Annotated in this window: 24 protein-coding genes; 6 read left to right on the top strand and 18 right to left on the bottom strand. The window is 58.8% G+C overall.

The window, feature by feature from the left end; translation table 11 throughout:
• The 5 genes from galE (at position 1) to RPE78_RS07795 (ending at position 6,317) form a co-directional block, all read left to right on the top strand.
• A complete protein-coding gene (gene galE, locus RPE78_RS07815; RefSeq protein ID WP_406720231.1) occupies positions 1 to 987 on the top strand; it encodes a UDP-glucose 4-epimerase GalE in 987 nt (328 codons plus the stop codon).
• Positions 988 to 1,174: 187 nt separating this feature from the next.
• Positions 1,175 to 2,020: a glycosyltransferase family 2 protein gene (locus RPE78_RS07810; protein ID WP_406720230.1), complete on the top strand. Its 846-nt coding sequence runs from the start codon at positions 1,175 to 1,177 to the stop codon at positions 2,018 to 2,020.
• A gap of 238 nt (positions 2,021 to 2,258) precedes the next feature.
• Complete coding sequence (locus RPE78_RS07805) at positions 2,259 to 3,221, top strand: glycosyltransferase family 2 protein (protein WP_406720229.1); 963 nt, start codon at positions 2,259 to 2,261, stop codon at positions 3,219 to 3,221.
• On the top strand, positions 3,218 to 4,915 hold the full coding sequence (locus tag RPE78_RS07800; RefSeq protein ID WP_406720228.1) for a beta-1,6-N-acetylglucosaminyltransferase: 1,698 nt from the start codon (positions 3,218 to 3,220) through the stop codon (positions 4,913 to 4,915). The genes RPE78_RS07805 and RPE78_RS07800 overlap by 4 nt, the downstream gene beginning before the upstream one ends.
• A 4-nt stretch (positions 4,916 to 4,919) precedes the next feature.
• On the top strand, positions 4,920 to 6,317 hold the full coding sequence (locus tag RPE78_RS07795) for a nodulation protein NodH (RefSeq protein WP_406720227.1): 1,398 nt from the start codon (positions 4,920 to 4,922) through the stop codon (positions 6,315 to 6,317).
• Here the strand turns inward: RPE78_RS07795 and RPE78_RS07790 are convergent.
• The 15 genes from RPE78_RS07790 to RPE78_RS07720 form a co-directional block, all read right to left on the bottom strand.
• Positions 6,314 to 6,775 carry a PTS sugar transporter subunit IIA gene (locus RPE78_RS07790; protein ID WP_406720226.1) on the bottom strand — a complete coding sequence of 154 codons (462 nt, stop codon included), beginning with the start codon at positions 6,773 to 6,775 and terminating at the stop codon, positions 6,314 to 6,316. The genes RPE78_RS07795 and RPE78_RS07790 overlap by 4 nt on opposite strands.
• Before the next feature lie 35 nt (positions 6,776 to 6,810).
• Positions 6,811 to 7,389, bottom strand: coding sequence for a ribosome hibernation-promoting factor, HPF/YfiA family (gene hpf / locus RPE78_RS07785; protein WP_339108936.1), 579 nt, complete (start codon positions 7,387 to 7,389; stop codon positions 6,811 to 6,813).
• A gap of 303 nt (positions 7,390 to 7,692) precedes the next feature.
• A complete protein-coding gene (lptB, locus tag RPE78_RS07780; protein ID WP_406720225.1) occupies positions 7,693 to 8,442 on the bottom strand; it encodes an LPS export ABC transporter ATP-binding protein in 750 nt (249 codons plus the stop codon).
• The gene (gene lptA / locus RPE78_RS07775; protein ID WP_406720224.1) at positions 8,442 to 8,927 is read right to left on the bottom strand and encodes a lipopolysaccharide transport periplasmic protein LptA; all 486 of its coding nucleotides are present in this window, start codon (positions 8,925 to 8,927) and stop codon (positions 8,442 to 8,444) included. Before lptA ends, lptB begins: the two co-directional genes overlap by 1 nt.
• Positions 8,928 to 8,938: 11 nt before the next feature.
• Positions 8,939 to 9,541, bottom strand: coding sequence for a hypothetical protein (locus RPE78_RS07770; protein WP_339108933.1), 603 nt, complete (start codon positions 9,539 to 9,541; stop codon positions 8,939 to 8,941).
• 18 nt (positions 9,542 to 9,559) lie between these two features.
• Positions 9,560 to 10,174 (bottom strand): ribonuclease D, encoded by a 615-nt coding sequence (locus tag RPE78_RS07765; protein ID WP_406720223.1) that lies wholly within the window; start codon positions 10,172 to 10,174, stop codon positions 9,560 to 9,562.
• Between the two features lie 204 nt (positions 10,175 to 10,378).
• Positions 10,379 to 10,900 (bottom strand): flagellar basal body-associated FliL family protein, encoded by a 522-nt coding sequence (locus tag RPE78_RS07760; protein WP_406720222.1) that lies wholly within the window; start codon positions 10,898 to 10,900, stop codon positions 10,379 to 10,381.
• 7 nt (positions 10,901 to 10,907) lie between these two features.
• Complete coding sequence (gene flgH / locus RPE78_RS07755; protein WP_339108930.1) at positions 10,908 to 11,633, bottom strand: flagellar basal body L-ring protein FlgH; 726 nt, start codon at positions 11,631 to 11,633, stop codon at positions 10,908 to 10,910.
• Between the two features lie 5 nt (positions 11,634 to 11,638).
• Entirely contained in the window at positions 11,639 to 12,070 is a 432-nt protein-coding gene (gene flgA, locus RPE78_RS07750) for a flagellar basal body P-ring formation chaperone FlgA (RefSeq protein ID WP_339108929.1), read from the bottom strand.
• Positions 12,070 to 12,855, bottom strand: coding sequence for a flagellar basal-body rod protein FlgG (flgG, locus tag RPE78_RS07745; RefSeq protein ID WP_339108928.1), 786 nt, complete (start codon positions 12,853 to 12,855; stop codon positions 12,070 to 12,072). The genes flgA and flgG overlap by 1 nt, the downstream gene beginning before the upstream one ends.
• An 11-nt stretch (positions 12,856 to 12,866) precedes the next feature.
• Entirely contained in the window at positions 12,867 to 13,580 is a 714-nt protein-coding gene (locus RPE78_RS07740) for a flagellar hook-basal body complex protein (protein WP_339108927.1), read from the bottom strand.
• A gap of 3 nt (positions 13,581 to 13,583) precedes the next feature.
• Entirely contained in the window at positions 13,584 to 13,850 is a 267-nt protein-coding gene (locus RPE78_RS07735; RefSeq protein ID WP_339108926.1) for a flagellar biosynthetic protein FliQ, read from the bottom strand.
• Between the two features lie 3 nt (positions 13,851 to 13,853).
• Positions 13,854 to 14,162: a flagellar hook-basal body complex protein FliE gene (fliE, locus tag RPE78_RS07730; protein WP_339108925.1), complete on the bottom strand. Its 309-nt coding sequence runs from the start codon at positions 14,160 to 14,162 to the stop codon at positions 13,854 to 13,856.
• A 17-nt stretch (positions 14,163 to 14,179) separates the two neighbouring features.
• The gene (gene flgC, locus RPE78_RS07725; RefSeq protein ID WP_339108924.1) at positions 14,180 to 14,572 is read right to left on the bottom strand and encodes a flagellar basal body rod protein FlgC; all 393 of its coding nucleotides are present in this window, start codon (positions 14,570 to 14,572) and stop codon (positions 14,180 to 14,182) included.
• 2 nt (positions 14,573 to 14,574) lie between these two features.
• On the bottom strand, positions 14,575 to 14,961 hold the full coding sequence (locus RPE78_RS07720) for a FlgB family protein (protein ID WP_339108923.1): 387 nt from the start codon (positions 14,959 to 14,961) through the stop codon (positions 14,575 to 14,577).
• An 80-nt stretch (positions 14,962 to 15,041) separates the two neighbouring features.
• Between RPE78_RS07720 and RPE78_RS07715 the strand changes: the two genes are divergently transcribed.
• Positions 15,042 to 16,361 (top strand): FliI/YscN family ATPase, encoded by a 1,320-nt coding sequence (locus RPE78_RS07715; RefSeq protein WP_339108922.1) that lies wholly within the window; start codon positions 15,042 to 15,044, stop codon positions 16,359 to 16,361.
• A gap of 40 nt (positions 16,362 to 16,401) precedes the next feature.
• On the opposite strand, the gene RPE78_RS07710 is transcribed toward RPE78_RS07715, so the two are convergent.
• The 3 genes from RPE78_RS07710 to RPE78_RS07700 are packed head-to-tail and all read right to left on the bottom strand — an operon-like array spanning position 16,402 to position 18,934.
• Complete coding sequence (locus RPE78_RS07710) at positions 16,402 to 18,198, bottom strand: sensor histidine kinase (protein ID WP_406720221.1); 1,797 nt, start codon at positions 18,196 to 18,198, stop codon at positions 16,402 to 16,404.
• Entirely contained in the window at positions 18,195 to 18,779 is a 585-nt protein-coding gene (locus RPE78_RS07705; RefSeq protein ID WP_339108920.1) for an RNA polymerase sigma factor, read from the bottom strand. The genes RPE78_RS07710 and RPE78_RS07705 overlap by 4 nt, the downstream gene beginning before the upstream one ends.
• The gene (locus tag RPE78_RS07700) at positions 18,776 to 18,934 is read right to left on the bottom strand and encodes a NepR family anti-sigma factor (protein WP_339108919.1); all 159 of its coding nucleotides are present in this window, start codon (positions 18,932 to 18,934) and stop codon (positions 18,776 to 18,778) included. The genes RPE78_RS07705 and RPE78_RS07700 overlap by 4 nt, the downstream gene beginning before the upstream one ends.
• Between the last annotated feature and the right edge of the window lie 35 nt (positions 18,935 to 18,969).

Genomic DNA, 18,969 nt, shown 5'->3' with positions numbered 1-18,969 from the left:
ATGACCAAACATGTTCTAGTCACAGGTGGTGCGGGCTATGTTGGTTCGCACGCTTGCAAGGCGCTCAAGCAGGCAGGGTATATCCCTGTCTGCTTTGACAATTTATCGACCGGCTGGAAAGAGGCTGTCAAATTTGGCCCTCTTGAAGTGGGAGACCTGCACGATCGCGCCCGCCTCGACGAGGTCATTGCCAAATACCAGCCTCTTGCCATCATGCATTTCGCGGCCCTGTCCCTTGTGGGCGAGTCGATGAAAAACCCTGCAAAATATTGGGCGACCAATGTGAATTGCGCGCTGAACCTGATTCAGGCAGCCACCGATGCAGGGATCGACAAATTCGTCTTTTCCTCCACCTGTGCGACCTATGGCGATCAGGATGGTGTGGTGCTGAATGAACAGACCCCGCAATTCCCGATCAATGCCTATGGCGGGTCCAAACGCGCCATCGAGGATATGTTGCGCGATTTCGGCAATAGCCACGGGCTGCGCTCGGTGATCTTCCGCTACTTCAATGTGGCAGGGGCCGACCCCGAGGCAGAGGTGGGCGAACAACATGTGCCGGAAACCCATCTGATCCCGCTGATGCTGGATGCAATCGCCGGAAAACGTGCAGCGCTGACAGTGTTCGGCTCGGATTACGAGACCCGCGATGGCACCTGCATCCGCGATTATGTCCATGTCTCCGATCTGGTCGATGCGCATGTTCTGGGGTTGAAATGGCTGGAAGAGGGCAAACCCTCCGAGGTCTTCTGCCTTGGCACCGGCAACGGGTTCTCGGTGCGGGAAGTCATCGCGCAATCGCGCAATGTCACCAATCGCGAAGTGCCCATCATCGAAGGCGACCGCCGCGAGGGGGATGCCGCCGTGCTGGTCTCGGGGTCGGTGAAAGCGAAAGACGTGCTGGGGTGGACCCCCAAACGTGCCGAGCTGGAAACCATGATTGCCGATGCATGGCGCTGGCATCAGGCGCCGGAATATGCAGAATAATTCCTGACCCAGTCAGGAGACCTGCCCGATGCAGACCCGAACGCTCTGGTCTGCATACCGGTTGCGGCAAAAACGACAAAACGCTCTTCTGCGCGCATGGATGGCGCGCAGAAGGCTTACGCCCCCGCCGCGCCCCTTTGCGGCCCCGTCCGATGCGCCTGTCCTCTTCTGTTGCCTGCGCAACGAGATGGAGCGTCTTCCCGCCTTTCTGGAGCATTATCGCCGCCTCGGCCTCGGCCATTTCCTGATGGTCGATAACGGGTCGGAGGATGGCAGCACGGCCTATCTCGCGACGCAGCCGGATGTCTGGCTCTGGCAGACCGGTGCCAGCTACCGCGCCGCGCGGTTCGGCATGGACTGGATCAACGGGCTGCTTCTGGCCTATGGTCATGGCAGATGGTGCCTGACGGTCGATGCCGACGAGCTTCTGGTCTATCCCGACCACGACAGGCTTCCTTTGCCCCGGTTGACCCGCAAGCTGGATCAGGCGGGACAGGATGTCATGGCCGCGCTGATGCTGGATCTCTATCCGAAAGGGCCTTTGTCGGAGGCGCATGACCTGCACGATCTCACCGAATTCGACGCTTGGGGCTATGACTGGGAGTATCAGCCACGCTACGGCAATATCTCCATCCGTGGCGGCCCGCGCAAACGCCTGTTCTTTCGGGACCGTCCGGACCACGCCCCCCATCTGCATAAAACGCCGCTGCTGCGCTGGCACTGGCGCTACGCCTATCTGAGCTCGACGCATCTGCTTCTGCCCCGCCGGTTGAATGGCGGCTTCGATGCACGGCGGAACCTGACGACCGGCGCGTTGCTGCATAGCAAGTTTCTGGCCTCGTCGATGGACCGCGCCCGCGAGGACCAGCACCGCAAACAGCATTTCACCCATGTCGAGAACTATCACCGCTACTACGAGGCGCTTACCGAAAATCCGGCCCTTTGCGGCGCTCCCTCGCAAAGCTGCCCTACAGCGCCCCGCCTTGAAGCCTGCGGGCTGATCACCCGCGGACAGGCGCTTGCGCGGCGTTAGACGCACAGTCGCCAAGGAAATCCGTGCGACCAACCATGACTGATTTACCCGCCCGCCTATATGCCCTAGCGTGCAAGAACCCGATCAACCCGCCATGAGAAGACAGGCACTCTTGTGCACAACGAGGCCCGTTAATCCTGTTGAAAAGAAGATCGGGCAGAAAGACAAAATGCGGGCGCGAGACGGTTAGGTGAAACTGAAACAGCTTTATAAATTGCGATGGGAACGGAAAAAGTTCTTGTTCCGCGCGTTTCGCAAACGCCGCGAATTGAGCTGTCTGGCCGACAGAACCCGCGCCATCCGCACCGAGGATATTCTGGTCTTTGTCACGCTGCGCAACGAGCGTATCCGCCTGCCCTATTTCCTGCGCTATTACCGCGAGATGGGCTGCCATCATTTCATAATCGTCGATAACGGCTCGGATGACGGATCGCGCGAATATCTCGAAACCCAGCCCGATGTCTCGCTCTGGCACACGAAAGCCAGCTATAAGGGCGCGCGCTTCGGGATGGACTGGGTCAACCATCTTCTGCGCCGCTATGGCACGGGGCATTGGTGCCTGACAGTCGATCCCGATGAATTCTTCGTCTATCCTTTCTGTGACACCCGCACGCTGGATGCCCTGACCGACTGGCTGGATACCTACGACATCCCGCATTTTCCAGCCATGCTGCTGGATATGTATCCCAAGGGGCGGCTGGAAGAGCAGCCCTATGAGGAAGGCCAGAACCCGTTCGAGATTGCCTGCTGGTTCGACAGCGGAAATTACACCATCACGAAAAACCGGCTCTACCAGAATCTCTGGATTCAGGGCGGACCACGCGCGCGCAAATTCTTCGCCAGCGCGCCGGCAGAGGCCCCTTCGCTCAACAAGATCCCGCTGATCCGCTGGCAGAAAAACTATGTCTATATCAGCTCGACCCATATGGCGCTGCCGCGCGGGCTCAATACGGTCTATGATGAATGGGGCGGCGAAAAACCTTCGGGCTGCCTGTTGCATGCCAAATTCCTGTCGGTGCTGAATGCGAAGGTGACGGAAGAGATCACCCGCAAGCAGCATTATTCGGCCTCGCGCGAGTATAAGGCCTATGCCGAGGTGCTGGCGGAAGATGGCGAGCTTTGGTGCCGCTGGTCCGAAAGATATATCAACTGGCGCCAGCTTGAGATTCTGGGCCTCATGTCGAAGGGCAACTGGGCATGAGCGTCGGGTTTGTCATGATGTGCCATACCGCACTGGACCGCGCCGCCGAAGTCGCGCGCCACTGGGCCGCGCAGGACGCGCCGGTGGTGATCCATGTCGACAAACGGGTTTCGGCCTCGGCCTATGACGGTTTTGTCGCGGCTCTGGCCGACCTGCCCAATATCTCGTTTTGCAAACGTTTCGCCTGCGAATGGGGCACATGGTCTCTGGTGGCGGCAGCCCAAGCCGGGGCCGAGCAGATGTTGGACCGCCACCCCGAGGCACGCCATGTCTTTCTGGCCTCCGGCTCCTGCCTTCCGCTGCGCCCCCTCGAGGAACTGCGCGCCTATCTCGATGCCCGTCCCTGGACCGATTTCATCGAATCCGTCACCACATCGGAAGTGGGCTGGACGCAGGGCGGGCTGGACATGGAACGTTTCACCCTGCGCTTCCCCTTCTCATGGCGCAAGCACCGGAAGCTGTTCGATGATTACGTCGCCTTCCAACGCAAGATCGGATTTCAGCGCAAGATCCCCGACGGGCTGGTGCCGCATATGGGCAGCCAGTGGTGGTGCCTGACCCGCAAGACCCTGATCGCCATCCTGAAGGACAAGGACCGCCCGCTTTACGACCGCTACTTCAAGAAGGTCTGGATACCGGATGAAAGCTATTTCCAGTCGCTGGCGCGGATCTATGCCACCTCGATCGAGAGCCGGTCGCTGACGCTGACCAAATTCGATTTTCAGGGCAAGCCGCATATCTTCTATGATGACCACTTGCAGCTTCTGCGACGCTCGGACTGCTTCGTGGCGCGCAAGATCTGGCCCAAGGCCGACAGGCTTTATGCGACGTTTCTCAAACAGCGCAAACCGGCGGCCAAGATCGCAGAGCCCAACCCCTCGAAGATCGACCGCCTGTTCACCAAAGCGGTCGAACGGCGCACGCGGGGCCGTCCGGGCCTGTATATGCAGTCCCGCTATCCCAATCGCGATCATGAGAACGGCAAGACGGCAGGCCCCTATTCGGTATTCCAGGGCTTTTCGGACCTTTACGAGAATTACGAAGGCTGGCTGTCGAAATATGTGGCGGGGCGCGTGCATGGCCATCTTTTCGACAAGGATCAGGTTGCGTTTTCGGGCCATGATCCGATGTTCAACGGCTGTCTGGGCGACAGCCCCGAGCTGCGCGACTATGCCCCCCGCGCCTTTCTGACAAACCTGATGTGGAATTCCCGTGGCGAGCGGCAATGCTATATGTTCAGCCCGCGTGACAATCAGGCGCTGAACTGGTTCACAGCGACCGACCCGAATGCACAGATCTCGGTGATTACGGGCGCATGGGCCATTCCGCTTTATCGTTCGACAGATCCATTCGCGACGGTGCGCAAAGAGGCCGCGCGCCTGCAGAAGATCGAACTGGCCCAGCTGGAGATCCTGCGCTCGATGTATGTCAAAGCGCGCATCCGGCTTTGGAATTTGCAGGAATTTCTGGAAAACCCGATGGAGCATCTGCAGATCATCATCGACGAGATCAGCCCCCGCGCCGCACGGCGTCTGGCGGAAGCGCCGCAGATGGTCGATCTTAGCGGCTTCGGGCAGTTTTTGCAGAACCTCAAGAACCAAGGCATGCAACCCCAGCTGATGGGCGATTTCTCGACCGTCTCGACACCGGATCCCCACGCAACGCGGCGCAGACGCTCGCAATTTTTAAAGTGATCTCATGGCAAATTTTGAAAGCTTCGTTATTCTGGCTGAAATGCGCACCGGCTCGAACCTGTTGGAAGCGGCGGTCAACATGCTGCCCGACACCCATTGCCACGGCGAGGCGTTCAATCCGGCCCTGATCGGCTATCCCAACAGGACCGATCTTCTGGGGATCTCCAAAGAGGCCCGTGACGCCGATCCCAAAGAGCTATGGAAGAAAATCCGCAAGGCGCCCGGTCTGAATGGCTGCCGCTATTTTCATGAACATGATCCACGCGTGCTGGGCCTGATGCTCAATGATCCCAAATGCGCCAAGATCGTGCTGACTCGCAATCCGGTCGAAAGCTATGTGAGCCTGAAGATCGCACGCTCTACCGGCCAATGGAAGCTGGGCGATGCCAAGCACCGCCGCGTGGCGCAGGCCGAATTCGACGCGACGGACTTCGAGGACCATCTGGAAAGCTTGCAGAATTTCCAGATCAAAATCATGAACGCGCTTCAGGTTTCCGGCCAGACCGCGTTCTATATCGATTATGAGGATGCGCAGGACATTGCGGTGCTGAACGGGCTCGCGAAATGGCTGGGCGTGGCAGATGGCCCCGAGGCGCTGCCCGACAATCTGGTTGTGCAAAACCCCGAAAGTCTGGAAGAAAAGGTGCGCAACTTCCCCCAGATGGAAGCCTCGCTGGCGCGGCTGGACCGCTTCAACCTTTCCCGCACCCCCAATTTCGAACCCCGTCGCGGGCCGAATGTGCCGGGGTTCATTGCCACCGCTGTTGACAAGGCAGGGCTTCTTTACATGCCGCTTCGTCCGGCCCCCGATGCCGAATTCCGCGACTGGTTGCAGAAACTGGGCGAGATCAGCGACGGTTTTTCGCAAAAGACCCTGCGCCAATGGAAGCGCCAGACGCCGCAGCATCGCAGTTTCACGGTGCTACGCCATCCGGTGATGCGGGTGCATCTGGCCTTTCTGGCGCTCCTCGACTGGCCGAATTTTGCGGAAACCCGCGAGACCTTGCGCAAAGCCTACAAAATGCCCCTCCCCAAAGAGGGCCAATCGCTCGAGCAAGACGCATATCGTACGGCCCTGACAGCTTTCGCCGTCTGGCTGAAATCCAGCGTCAACAGCCAGACCAGCCTGCCTGTCCACCAGCTATGGGCCAGCCAATCCACCATGCTGCAGGCCTTTGCCAGCTTCGCCACGCCGGATCTTCTGGTGCGTGAGGACCGTCTTCAGGAGGATCTCGCCTATCTTCTGGCGACGACGGGGCTTTCCCATGAGCCCCCCCTGCCGCAGCCCGATTGCGGGCGGATCGCCTTGGGCGATGTGTATTCGGCGGAGTTGGAACAGGCGGTTCGCGACGCCTATCCCCGTGATTACATGCAATTCGGATTTACCGACTGGTCGGCTTAGGCCGCCAGCCCCTGCGTGGTGGTCAACACACCATGCAACGCAGCCGGATCAGTGTTCGAGCGCAGCTTTTTACAGGTGTCTTCATTACGCATTGTGCGCGACACCAGCGCAAGCGCCTTCAGATGGTCCACACCAGAGCTTTTGGGCGCCAGCAGACCGAACACCAGATCCACCGGCTGCCGGTCTACCGCATCGAAATCCAGCGGTTTCTCAAGGCGCATGAACACGCCCACCACGTGATCCAGCCCATGCAGGCGCGCATGGGGCAAGGCCACGCCATGCCCGACACCGGTCGGGCCCAGACTTTCACGCTCTTGCAGCGCATCAACGATGATCGCGGCATCAAGCCCGTAGGCCTGTGCCGCGATATCTGCCAGATCCTGAAACAGACGCTTTTTGCTAGCCACATTGGCAACCGCACGCACGGCGGCCGGGCGAAGCAGAGACGATAGATCCATCGGTCCTTTTTCCGCGCCCATTTCAGTGCAGGCGCTTACTTGCTGTGACGGGGGTCGATCCAGCCAATATTGCCATCTTCACGCTGATAAACAACGTTGACCCCGCCATGTTTTTCGTTGCGGAAGACCAAAAGCGGCTTATGCGCGAGTTCCATCTGCATCACCGCATCACCGACAGAGAGGGTAGGCACCCGCGTCTCCATTTCGGCAACGATGGTGGGCGCATCGCCCCCTTCGGCACCAGTCGATTCGTCTTCCTCTTCTGGAGCCAGCACATAAAGCCCTGCCGCCTCGAATTCAACTGCGGTGGTGCGCGCGGCCTGATGGTCTTTCAACCGGCGTTTATGGCGACGCAGTTGTTTGTCCATTTTCTCTTGCAAAGCGTCAAAGGCGGCATAGACCTCCGTTGCAACGCCCCGTGCCTGCGCGGTCAGTCCCGTCGACAGGTGCACGGTCGCTTCACAGATATACTCATGCGCGTTTTTCGAAAACACGACGGTGGCATCAGTCGGTCGTTGCGAATATTTCTCGACCGTGCTGCCCAGCTCGGTTTTGACATGGGATTGCAGAGCTTCACCGATATCAAGCTGTTTGCCGCTAATTTGGTAACGCATGGCGTCTCCTTCCTTGATGACTGTGTCACGGTGCTCGGCACCATATTTACAGTCGGTTAAATTCTGTGAGGGGGCACACCTTTCCTGCTCGTTCCCGACATCGAGCAAAGAAAAATACGGACCGGGCAGCCGAACCAAGGGCTGCGCGAAGCATCGGGAATATGATAGCCAGATCACGCATTTGACTACATTTGGGAACGTTCCCAAGAGGAAGTCAACGGGTGATCGTCGCTGCACTGCGGCGTATGACACAACTGTGACGGGCGGACGTCATGCCCTCACTTCTGTCTGGAATAGGGGATATTATTGAAAGCGGAAATCCTGCCCCAGATAGACACGGCGGACGTTTTCATCATTAACGACCTCCTCCGTGCTTCCGGACATCAGCACAGCGCCATCATGCAGGATGTAAGCACGATCAACGATTTCAAGCGTTTCACGCACGTTATGGTCGGTAATCAGCACCCCGATACCGCGCTCTTTCAACTGCCCGACAAGATGGCGGATATCTCCCACCGCAATCGGGTCCACGCCGGCAAAAGGTTCATCAAGCAGCAAATATTTCGGGTCCGCCGCAAGGCAGCGCGCAATTTCGCAGCGGCGGCGTTCGCCCCCCGAAAGCGCCAGGGCGGGAGAGCTGCGCAGATGCTCGATAGAGAAATCGCTCAGCAGCTCCTCCAGCCGCTCGCGACGGCGGTGACGGTCCTGCACCGCTATTTCCAGAACGGCCATAATATTTTGCTCGACCGTCAACCCGCGAAAGATCGAGGCCTCTTGCGGCAGATAACCAATCCCGAATCGCGCGCGGCGATACATTGGCAGACCGGTGACATCGCGGCCATCAATGCGCACCTGCCCCGCATCCGGCGTGATCAGCCCCGCAATATTATAAAAACACGTGGTTTTTCCCGAACCGTTCGGCCCCAGAAGCGCAACCACCTCGCCGCGGTCCAGCGTCAAAGAGACATCACGCAGAACAACCTTCTTGCGATAGCCCTTACGGAGGTTGCTGACGCTTAGCCCGTGCTCAAGCGTTTCGGCTGTGTGATCCATCACTGTCCTCCGGGTGCCAGAATGGTGCGCACACGCCCGTCCATCTGCCCTGTCCCCGTGGTCATATCGACCGTCAGCTTATTCCCGGATAGCGCATTTTTCCCTTGGGTCAGCAGGACATTTCCGGTCATCACCAGATTGCCGCTGCGCACGTCATAGACCGCGTCCTGCGATTCCGCCGCATCGGTCTGGGACACAAGCGTCACCCCTCCAGATGCGATCAACTTGTTGATCTCGCTCTGGGTTTCTCCGTATTCCACATGCAGCTCTGCGGCTTTCAGGCGCATATCGCTTTGCACGACAAGAACATCTCCGCGGAAAACGGCCTCGCCGGTGCTTTGATCGACCTGCAGGCTGTCAGAGGTAATCTCGACCGGTGCCTTGGTATCCGTCGACAGCCCCCCAAAAGCCACCTGCTGCGCGGCGCCCAGCGTCGGAAACGCCAGCCCTGCCCCCAAGATCATCACCGTCAAAAATTGCCGCATGTCACCCACCTTCATTCTTGGGGTTGGTATACCAGCTTCACGCCCTTGGTGAAGAGCAGATTATTCGGGCCACCGGGTTGGGCCTGCGACAGCTCCATCGCTCCGGCATCCAGAACGCCCATCGGCGCTTCGCCATGCACCGCCCCCGGAGAAACGATCTTGGTCCGGTCCGTCGTCATCTCGACCAGCTCGGATTGCATGCGATATCCGCTTGACGTCTGTAGTGCGACACGGTCACGCAGCTCGATCAGCCCCGCATCAGGACGCAATTCACCCGCCTTGGCGTTCAGATCCACCACAAGGCCGGAGCGCGCCTGAAGTTTCGCGACGAGCTGGGCCACCGAGCTGCCATTCGCGCCCATCGGTTGCAGAACGGCCTTGGACGCGCGCACCGAAAGGGCAGCACCATCCTGCGTCAGCCCCGAATATTCCGGCGACACAACCTGCGGCTCCCGCGCCAGTTCTGCGATATCGACATCGGAATAGGGGATCACAGACCCCGGCTCGACCCGATGCCCGACCAGAAACACAAGCGACAAAAGCACCAGCGCCGCCAGAGGCAGTACTGTCTTGGCCCATGCGACCAGAATGGAATGTCGGTTATCGCGGATCATATCGAAGGAGATGTCGGCTTAGTGGTGGAAGATGTCGCTTGGCTCATCCCACCCCATCAGGTCAAGACGCGCACGCGCTGGCAGAAAATCGAAACAGGCTTGGGCAAGCTCCAGACGGTCTTCGCGGATCAGGCGCGGCAGCAAACCGGCCTTGAGTCTGTGCAGATGCAACACATCGGAGGCCGCATATTCTTTCTGGGCATCCGTTAACACCGCCGCTCCCCAATCGGAGCTTTGCTGCTGTTTGGAAATATCGACACCGACAATCTCCTGCAGAAGCAGCTTGAGCCCGTGACGTTCCGTAAAGGTCCGCACCATTTTAGACGCGATTTTGGTACAGAAAATCGGCGCGGTCACCACGCCGAACGCGTTATACAGCGCCGCAATATCGAAACGGGCGAAATGGAAGAGCTTCTCGACCTCGGGATCGGCCAGAAGGGCGCAGAGGCGCGGCGCGTCTTTCTGGCCTTTCGCGATCTTCACCAGATGGGCATGCCCGTCGCCGCTGCTGAGTTGCACAAGGCACAACCGGTCGCGACGCGGATCAAGCCCCATCGTTTCGGTATCAATCGCCACCACCGGACCAAGGTCAAGCCCCTCCGGCAGATCCCCCTCGTGCAAATAGATCGTCACACGCAATCTCCTATCTTTGGACCCATATAGGCGCTTTGACAGGAGCTTGCCAACGCAGGCTTCGCACATAGTCTGTGGAAAATACCCAGCCCGCGCGCAAATCGGCAAAGAAGCGCACAGGAAGGCGAGCATCCCTTATCCGAATGCGCTGCAAAGATCAGAAGGCCGCAGCTTGGCCCCGCTCTTCTCCTGCCGCGCCAGCTCCTAGCTATCCTGACGCAAGATATCCGAAATCAGGATGCTTTTGACATCCGGCCCGACCACCGAACGGGCATTTTCCAATAGGGCGCGACGCAGTTCGGCCATCTTGTCCGTCGAAGTATAAACCCCTTCGAACCCGCCATTATTGGCGTGATCAAACAGGACCTGAAGAAACGAATCTCTCAGACGCGGCTCCACGGCATAAACCCGTTCGGTACCACCCACCGGCATCTCGATCGAGAGAGACATAATGACCATCGCGCGCACCCGGTTCGCATCCAGCAAAGGCACGACAAACTGGTTGTTCAGCTTAACAAACTCGGAGGTCGGCACACCTTCTTCCCCGCCCTCCTCACCATGACCTTCCTCGGCTGTGGCATGCGTCTCCCCTGTTGCGGCGGCAGCGGCTTCTCCTTCGGCCACCTCTTCCGGAGGCGGCGGCGCAGGACGCAGGAAGAACCCTGCTCCTCCGCCAATCGCGAGGCCGAGAATCACGAAGATGACCGGAAGCAATTTACCCATCATGGCCTCCTTAGAACGGCATCACGATATCGGCGATCTGGGACCCGATCCGCGGCTGCTGCACATCCGAAATCTGTCCGCGGCCACCATAGGAAATCCGCGCGCCAGCGATCTTGTCATAGGTGATCTCATTCTGACGGCTGATATCTTCCGGCCGGACATAGCCCGTTACGATCAGCTCACGCACTTCGTAGTTAACGCGAACCTCTTGGCTACCCTGCACACGCAGGACCCCGTTGGGAAGAACATCGATGATCGTCGCCGCCACGCGCAAGGTCAGCTGCTCGTTACGGGAGACATTCCCATCCCCTGCGAAAGACGAATTCGAATTGGTGGACACGGCGCTGGCCATGCTGGCCCCCTCCGGCAGGGATTTATTGATCTGCTCGGGAATACCGAACAAGGACGGGATCCCCATAGATTGCGATTCCGTCCTGCTGCGATCGCTGGAATTGGAAAATTTCGCGCTGTCATCGATTTCGATCACAACCGTCATGATATCTCCCTTGCGGGCCGCGCGACGGTCCCCCAGCAGCGATTTGGGCGTGCCGGACCAAAGCGAGGCCTGCGCGACCGGCGAACGGTCCTCGGGCATTTCCGGCATCGGGATCGTGTTCATGGCGAAATATTCATTGGTGTCTTCCACCGGCGTAAAGCTCGGCGTGCGCCCTACTTCGCCAAGGCGCTGGCAGCCAAGGATCGAAAGGGTCATCAGAAGGAGGCTCAGGCGACGCATGACAATCAGTCCTTGTTCACATAGGCGGTACCATCCGCCGAAATAGTGGCCGTAACAGTGGTGCGGGAGGAGACATTCATCACGCGGATGCTGTCGCCGATAGCGGCGCGCTCCAGCGCGCGCCCCTCGGTGATAATGGTCAGAGAGCCACGATTATATGCCAGTGACACCGTCTGATTCCGTTCGACAATCGCAGGCTGGCTAAGATGTTCGGGGCGGATCGGGCGTCCGGCATAAATCGCGACACGCGTCTCAAGACCGACCGCGTCAATCGGGTCCACCAATGCACCGGGCACATCCATAGAGGCGATATCCAGATCATCCGGCGTCAGAATGGTCTGCGCGCGCAAGGTGCGCGTCGCCACAACGACTTCGGCCTGAAGGCTGGTTCCGGCAACCGCAAGCAACGCCACCAGAAGAGGGGCAAAGCTACGCATCAACGCACCTGTACCGTCGCGCTCAGAATCTGGTCCGCAGCCGATATCACCTTGGAATTCAGCTCGTAACCGCGCTGCGCCTTGATCAGTTCAGTGATCTCGCGCACCGGATCCACCGAGCTTTCCTCAAGATACCCCTGCCGCAGCGTCCCCAACCCGTCCTGCCCCGGCTCTCCGACAACGGGCGGGCCGGACGCGCCGGTTTCCAGAAAGAGGTTCGAGCCAATAGCTTCAAGCCCCTTCTTGTTGGTGAAATTGGCCAGCGTCAGCTGCCCCATCAGTTGCGGCTGCACCTGATCGCTGAAATAGGCATAGACCTCGCCCGACGTATTGATCGCAACAGAGGTCGCATCATCGGGGATCGTAATGCCCGGCACGACCGGATAACCATCCGAGGTCACGATCTCGCCATCCGCCGAACGTTTAAGCCCGCCGTCACGGGTATAGGCCGACACACCCGAAGGCATCTCGACCTCGAGATAGCCGATCCCGTCAATGGCGACATCAAGATCACCGCCCGTGCTCACCAGAGATCCCTGTTCGAGAATCTGCGTCACGGCAGTCGGGCGCACACCCAGACCAAGCTGTACGCCGGACGGCACGACCGAGCCATCGCTGGCGCTAATCGTTCCCGGACGGGTGAGCTGTTGATAGGTGAGATCCGCAAATTCCGCACGACGTGCGTTATAGCCGGTGGTCGACATATTCGCGAGGTTGTTCGAAATAACCTCGACGCGCATTTGCTGGGCGGCCATCCCGGTGGCGGCAATCTGTAGGGCACGCATAAGGCTTCTCCTTACTTCGTCAGCGTCGAAATGACGTTGCGGATGCGTTCGTCTTCTCGATCAAGGAATTTCTGTCCCATCTCGTAGGCCCGCTGCACTTCGATCATGCGCGCGACCTCTGTGATTGGGTCTACATTCGATTCCTCAACAAATCCTTGCAGGACCTGAGGAAATTCCTGCACCTGTGCGCCCCCTTCCGCATAAAAGAGCGTCCCGCCCGAATGCACCATGCCATTCGGGTCAGCGGGGTCGTAAACCCCAAGCTGCGCAATAGGTTGGCCGTCAACAGACATCGTGCCGTCCTGCGCCACCGAAAGCTGCCCTTCAGCGGGAATAAAGATCGGCCCTCCCCCCGAATCCAGCACGGGATAGCCGTCTTGGTTCTGCAAAATCCCCTCTGCGGAGGGCACGAAATTTCCGGCGCGGGTCAAAGCGTCGCCCTGCGGGGTCTGCACCATGAAATAGCCATCGCCCTGAATGGCGAAATCGAAGTTGTTTCCGGTGGATGTCAGGCCACCCTGCAGCGTCGAGATCTCGCGGCCATTGCCAAGCGCCATCGACAAAGACGGCTCGTCATTGCCCAACGCCTCGACATGTTCGGCAAAAATCACCCCTTCCTTGCGGAAACCGGTGGTAGAGGTGTTGGCGATATTATTCGCCACCACCTGCATTTCCTTCATCAGACCCGATTGACGGGTCAGCGTTGCATAAATCGCATTATCCATAAGTTAGCTCCCGGCAATCATGGGGATGATGCCCGAGGTGAAAAAATCGACCAATCGTTCCGACATAAAAGACATAGACACCCAGAAAACGATGAGCATCGCACCGACTTTGGGCACAAAAGTCAGGGTCATCTCCTGCACCGATGTCAGCGCCTGAAACAGACCGATGGACACCCCGGCAATCAGGGCGACAGCCAGCATCGGAGCCGAAATCATCACCGCGACCCAAAGAGCCTCGCGCAACGTATCGAAGAAGATGACATCATTCATGGGTTACACCGGCATCCGCAGGATTTCCTGATAGGCCTCGACGACCTTATTGCGCAGCGTCACGGCCGCCTCGACCGCCAGTTCGGTCTGCGACAGGGCCTGCACCAATGTGTGGGGATCGGCATCGCCGGTCATTGCGGCCTTCGCGGTTTCCTCGCCATTCTTGACGGTATCCACGAAATCGCTGGCCAGAGCTGCAAACGGATTTTCGGTCGCCTCGGTGGCATTGCCCCCCGACCCCTCAAGCCCAAGTTGTGCAGCGGAACGGCCTTGGGCATAGCCCTGTGCGGCCAAGGAAGTTTTCACGTCCATTCTAGACTTCTCCTAGGTTAACGGCGCAGAATATCGAGCAGAGCCGAGGACATTTGCCGCGTCTGATCAAACATCTTGATATTCGCCTCGTAGCTGCGCTGCGCTTCACGCGCGTCAGCAATTTCCACCACCAGATCGACATTCGAGCCGTCATAGTAGCCATTCGCATCGGCCAGCGGGCTGCCCGGATCATAGATTTGCTTCAGATCCGAGCGATCCAGATCGACCTTGCCAAGCTCGACCTTGCCCGTAACTCCCTCCTCTTCCATCACCTGTTTGAACTTCGTCAGCTTGCGGTGATAGCCGGGGGTATCCGCATTCGCGATATTCTCGGACACATAGCGCAGACGCTGTGCCTGCGCCTTCATGCCCGATGCCGCGAGAGAAAAAGAATCGCCAAAGTCAGTCATAATCAGCTCCGTGCAACGCTTGTTCTCAGAATGTTCAAAGTTGATTTGTATATGGTTAACGCGAGATCATGCTGGCGCTTGGTCTCCACCGCTTTCACCATCTCGTCTTCCAGCGAAACCGTGTTGCCATTAGGGGAGGCCGTGCCGGGATCGCTGCGGGTGGTCACCTCCGAGGTCACCAGATTATCCGCACCGATATGGCCCGCCCGCGTTGCCTTCATCGGCATCGCAACCTCTTCCTGATAGGTTTCGGCAAAAGGCGTCACATCCTGCGCCTTGTAACCGGGGGTATCCGCATTCGCCATGTTGCGCGAGACTGCGGATTGGCGCTGAGCGGCGTGGCGTGCCATCGACTCAGCCATATTCATCACATCGATTTTTTCGAACACCGAGGCTTCTCCTCTGAGATTTCAACCAAGGCTTAAGAGTGATTCATTAAAAAACATTTAGAAAACGAATGGAGGCCAGAATGGCTTATGCAGATTTGGACCTGTTGCGGGCATCAATTTCAGACTTTGGCGCAGTGCATACAGTGGGCAGAATCAGCCGTGTCGGTCAGGGGGTGATCGAGGCAACAGGCCTTTCGCGCGTCGCAACCCTCGGAGATCGCGCGGAAATTCTCTGCCAGTCAGGGTTGAAAATTGGCGCCGAAGTGCTGTCGCTTGAAAAAGATCATGTCAAATTGCTGGCCGACGGGGCCGCGGACGGGCTGGCCATCGATGACCGGGTAGATTTGCTGGGCCAGACCGGAATCTGTCCCGACAGCTCTTGGATCGGGCGAATCATCGATCCGTTCGGCAATCCGCTGGACGGCCAGCCCCTGATGCGCGGCCCGATCGAACGCAACATACGGTCCCGCCCGCCGGCGGCCGCCCAACGCCGTCGTCTGGGCGCGCGGTTGGAGACCGGTCTTGCGGTATTCAACACCCTTCTCCCCCTTGTCAAAGGCCAGCGTATCGGCCTCTTTGCAGGGTCTGGCGTGGGTAAATCCTCGCTTCTGGCCAATTTTGCCAAGGGGGTCGAAGCCGATGTCGCGGTGATCGCCTTGATCGGTGAACGTGGCCGCGAGCTGCGCGAATTCGTTGAAAAAGTTCTTGGACCGGAAGGTATGGCACGCTCGATCATTATCGCTGCGACCTCCGACCAATCGCCACTGGTCCGGCGGCGCTGTGCGCTGGCGGCGATGACCGTCGCAGAACATTTCCGCGACCAAGGCAAGCATGTGCTGTTTCTGGCCGATAGCATCACCCGATTTGCCGAAGCCCATCGCGAGGTTGCCCTTGCCGGTGGCGAGGCCGCGACCCTACGCGGCTTTCCGCCCTCGACATCCCAACAGATCATGGGGCTGGCCGAGCGCTCCGGCCCGGGCCCGGAGGGGGCGGGCGATATTACCGCCGTCTTCTCGGTGCTGGTCCCCGGCTCTGATATGGAAGAACCGGTGGCGGATATCCTGCGCGGGACGCTGGACGGGCACGTTGTCATGGACCGCAAGATTGCCGAACGCGGCCGGTTCCCCGCCATCGATCTTCTCCGCTCGGTCTCGCGCTCCCTGCCGGATGCCGCGACAGCACAGGAAAATGAACTGATCAAACAGGCACGACGGTTGCTTGGTGCCTATGACAAAGCCGAGATGATGATTCAGGCAGGGCTTTATGCCGCAGGCTCCGATCCTGTCGTGGATAAGGCCATCAAGGTCTGGCCGGCATTGGATGGCTTTATCGCCGAAGCCGAAACCAAAAACACTCAAGCCAGCTTCGAGCGGCTCAAGGCAGCACTGGCCAAGGCCTGACACCGTGCAGCATTAAGGAATAAAGGGGCCAAACGGCCCCTTATTCTTCTTCCTCATCCTCGTCATCATCTTCGTCGTCACGGGCATGGCGCAGCTCTGCCTCCTGCAACTCCGCCAGCTTGAACTCGGCGGTCAGACGATAGCGGCCATTTTCCTGCGAGGATTGCAAATCCCCGTTGAGCTGCTGCACGAAGGCCTGTGCAAGCTGCGATCCCAGCCCCGAGCTGGTATCCGGCGAGGCCGGCGGCGCATTTTCGTCCACGGAATTTTCCAGCGCCAGACAGGCATAGCCCTTCCGTGTCTTCCGCAGGGAAATCTGCAGATCGGGGCGCGACCCGTCCACCGTGCCCGCATATTTCATCGCATTGGTCATGGCTTCTGTCAGCAAGAGCGACAGCGGCACGGCCTGATCGGGGGTCAGCCGGATCTCATCCACATGACAACCGATATCGATCCTGCGTTCCGGCCCTGTTGCCAGCGCGGAAATCTGGCGCACGATATCGGGAAGAAGCTCGTTGGCCGTGATATCGGTCAAGCCCGATGTCTGATACAACCCGCGGTGGATGGTTGCCAGACTGATCACGCGCTCCTGCAGCCCTTTCATCAGGTCTTTCGCCTCGGGCGAGCGGGCCTTGCGGATCTGCATCGAAATGATGGAGGCGATCAGCTGGAGGTTATTCTTCACACGGTGGTGGACCTCGCGCAGCAGCACCTCCTGATGGTGGATCATATCCTCCAGCTCGGCCTCGTCATGCAGGATGGTTTCTGTCATCTTCTCGTAAGACAGGGCCAGATCCTGAATTTCCTTCGGCGCACCGGCATAGTTCAGGTTCCCAACACGACGCGACCCCGAGGCAAAACCACGCAACGCACGTGACAGCCGCTTGATATGGCCGATCACCAGCTTTTGCATCGCGAAATACGCCACAAGCAGGCTGGCAAGCCACATCAGACCCGGCACCAGAATCGGAGACACATCGGCGATCGGGTTCATCGAGATTGAGGCTTTTGCAGGCCAGCTTCCCATTGCATAAAGCTGCCCCGGAAGAAGCTCCAGAACCGAATAGACCCGTTCCTGCCCCGAGTTCGCCCGCGCGGTAAAGGTGACAGCATTGGTTCCCGCCAGCGCCTTCAGCGCGCGATGGGCGGGCAGATAGTCTTTGGTCAAGGCGAGATCGCCCGACGAGGTGAGCACCGCGCCACTGGTGTCGAATGTCAGGATCATCAACGAATTATCGACATCATATCCCAATGTGTCGTTCTCGTGATCACGGTGCAGCAACGAAGAATGCGGCAGGCTCAAGCTGACGAAGCCAAGCTTGTTCCCATCCTTGTCATAGACCGGATGGGTCGCACCGATCACCGCCGTGCCGGAGACCGGCCCATGCGGATTGAGAATGAAATTCGGCGTGTCCAGTGGCAGAAGCTTCTGGAAATACTTGTTGTTCGAAAAATCATAGGACACGCTGCGGGACGAGCATTCCATCTGCCCGTCCTTATCCACGAAAGCGGCCAGGGAAAGCGCAGGATCGGCTTCCACGACTTTGCGCATCTGCGCGCTACAAGCGTCCATATCCCCCAGCAAGGGCGGTAGGGTATAGGCCAGAAAACGCGCTTCGGCCTGCGCCTGCTGCAAAAGCCGCGTCTCGCCCGTGACCGCCTGCAGGGTTTCGCCCATAAGCGCGGCTTCCGACCGCGCCCGTGCCTCTTGCAGCAGTGAATTCGACTGGATGGCCGAGATCAGCAGCAGTGGGAACAGGGCCACTGCCAGAAAGATCGCCAGACGCACACCGAGACGGTCGATGAACGACCCCGTCGATCCTTCTTTCCTTATCATGCAGCGGCAGTCCCCGATTTACTCATTACAGCCAGCGAAGTCGCATCCATACCGGAGAGGATATCCTCGCCCTCCTCCAGCTTCAGCATCTCCGCCAGTCGTGCACGCGCACGATTGGCACGGCTCTTCACCGTTCCGACCGCGACCCCCATGGTCTCGGCTGCCTCTTCATAAGAGAAACCGGATGCCCCAACAAGAATAAGAACTTCGCGATGTTCGGGGGTCAGCTTGTCAAAAGCCACCATGAAGTCATTCATCGCCAGACGCCCATCATGGGCGGGCCGTTCACACAGGGCTGCGGCGTGAACACCATCAGGGTCGGCCACCTCGCGCTTGCGTTTGCGGCGATCCGAATAGAATGTGTTCCGCAGGATCGTAAACAGCCAGGCGCGCATATTCGTGCCAACCTGAAATTTCTCGATATTCGACCACGCCTTGACGATCGTATCCTGCACCAGATCATCTGCGGTCGCGGAATTGCGCGTCAAAGACATCGCAAAGGCACGCAGGGCCGGGAGATGTTCGGGCAGTTCGTCGCGAGGATCTTCGACCTTGTTCGTGTCAGAGGAGGGCGATGTCATTTGTCGCCCTCCTTAGCACGTAGTTGTGCCAGCAAATCTTTGAAGCGATCGGGAACATCTTCATTCAGGGCCTGCTCGTAAGCCTTCTTGAGGTTCCTGTTGATCTGTTCCTTTATGCTGGCTCGCGACTTGTCGTCAGCCATTTCGTTGGTCATACCTATGGTTCCGATCACAGCTATTTTGCATGGAA

Origin of the sequence: Thioclava litoralis, assembly GCF_045278885.1 — a bacterium.
Classification (GTDB): domain Bacteria; phylum Pseudomonadota; class Alphaproteobacteria; order Rhodobacterales; family Rhodobacteraceae; genus Thioclava; species Thioclava litoralis.
This window is presented reverse-complemented; position numbering and strand designations above follow the sequence as displayed.

Coding starts and splice junctions, on each gene's coding strand:
- flgC (WP_339108924.1), bottom strand. CDS start 14,572: ATGACTGACTTTGGCGATTCTTTTTCTCTCGCGGCATCGGGCATGAAG.
- lptA (WP_406720224.1), bottom strand. CDS start 8,927: ATGCGGCAATTTTTGACGGTGATGATCTTGGGGGCAGGGCTGGCGTTT.
- RPE78_RS07740 (WP_339108927.1), bottom strand. CDS start 13,580: ATGGATAATGCGATTTATGCAACGCTGACCCGTCAATCGGGTCTGATG.
- flgA (WP_339108929.1), bottom strand. CDS start 12,070: ATGCGTAGCTTTGCCCCTCTTCTGGTGGCGTTGCTTGCGGTTGCCGGA.
- flgG (WP_339108928.1), bottom strand. CDS start 12,855: ATGCGTGCCCTACAGATTGCCGCCACCGGGATGGCCGCCCAGCAAATG.
- RPE78_RS07705 (WP_339108920.1), bottom strand. CDS start 18,779: ATGACATCGCCCTCCTCTGACACGAACAAGGTCGAAGATCCTCGCGAC.
- RPE78_RS07760 (WP_406720222.1), bottom strand. CDS start 10,900: ATGATGGGTAAATTGCTTCCGGTCATCTTCGTGATTCTCGGCCTCGCG.
- galE (WP_406720231.1), top strand. CDS start 1: ATGACCAAACATGTTCTAGTCACAGGTGGTGCGGGCTATGTTGGTTCG.
- RPE78_RS07735 (WP_339108926.1), bottom strand. CDS start 13,850: ATGAATGATGTCATCTTCTTCGATACGTTGCGCGAGGCTCTTTGGGTC.
- RPE78_RS07710 (WP_406720221.1), bottom strand. CDS start 18,198: ATGATAAGGAAAGAAGGATCGACGGGGTCGTTCATCGACCGTCTCGGT.
- RPE78_RS07800 (WP_406720228.1), top strand. CDS start 3,218: ATGAGCGTCGGGTTTGTCATGATGTGCCATACCGCACTGGACCGCGCC.
- RPE78_RS07790 (WP_406720226.1), bottom strand. CDS start 6,775: ATGGATCTATCGTCTCTGCTTCGCCCGGCCGCCGTGCGTGCGGTTGCC.
- fliE (WP_339108925.1), bottom strand. CDS start 14,162: ATGGACGTGAAAACTTCCTTGGCCGCACAGGGCTATGCCCAAGGCCGT.
- RPE78_RS07770 (WP_339108933.1), bottom strand. CDS start 9,541: ATGATCCGCGATAACCGACATTCCATTCTGGTCGCATGGGCCAAGACA.
- flgH (WP_339108930.1), bottom strand. CDS start 11,633: ATGCGTCGCCTGAGCCTCCTTCTGATGACCCTTTCGATCCTTGGCTGC.
- RPE78_RS07810 (WP_406720230.1), top strand. CDS start 1,175: ATGGAGCGTCTTCCCGCCTTTCTGGAGCATTATCGCCGCCTCGGCCTC.
- lptB (WP_406720225.1), bottom strand. CDS start 8,442: ATGGATCACACAGCCGAAACGCTTGAGCACGGGCTAAGCGTCAGCAAC.
- hpf (WP_339108936.1), bottom strand. CDS start 7,389: ATGCGTTACCAAATTAGCGGCAAACAGCTTGATATCGGTGAAGCTCTG.
- RPE78_RS07715 (WP_339108922.1), top strand. CDS start 15,042: ATGGCTTATGCAGATTTGGACCTGTTGCGGGCATCAATTTCAGACTTT.
- RPE78_RS07700 (WP_339108919.1), bottom strand. CDS start 18,934: ATGACCAACGAAATGGCTGACGACAAGTCGCGAGCCAGCATAAAGGAA.
- RPE78_RS07795 (WP_406720227.1), top strand. CDS start 4,920: ATGGCAAATTTTGAAAGCTTCGTTATTCTGGCTGAAATGCGCACCGGC.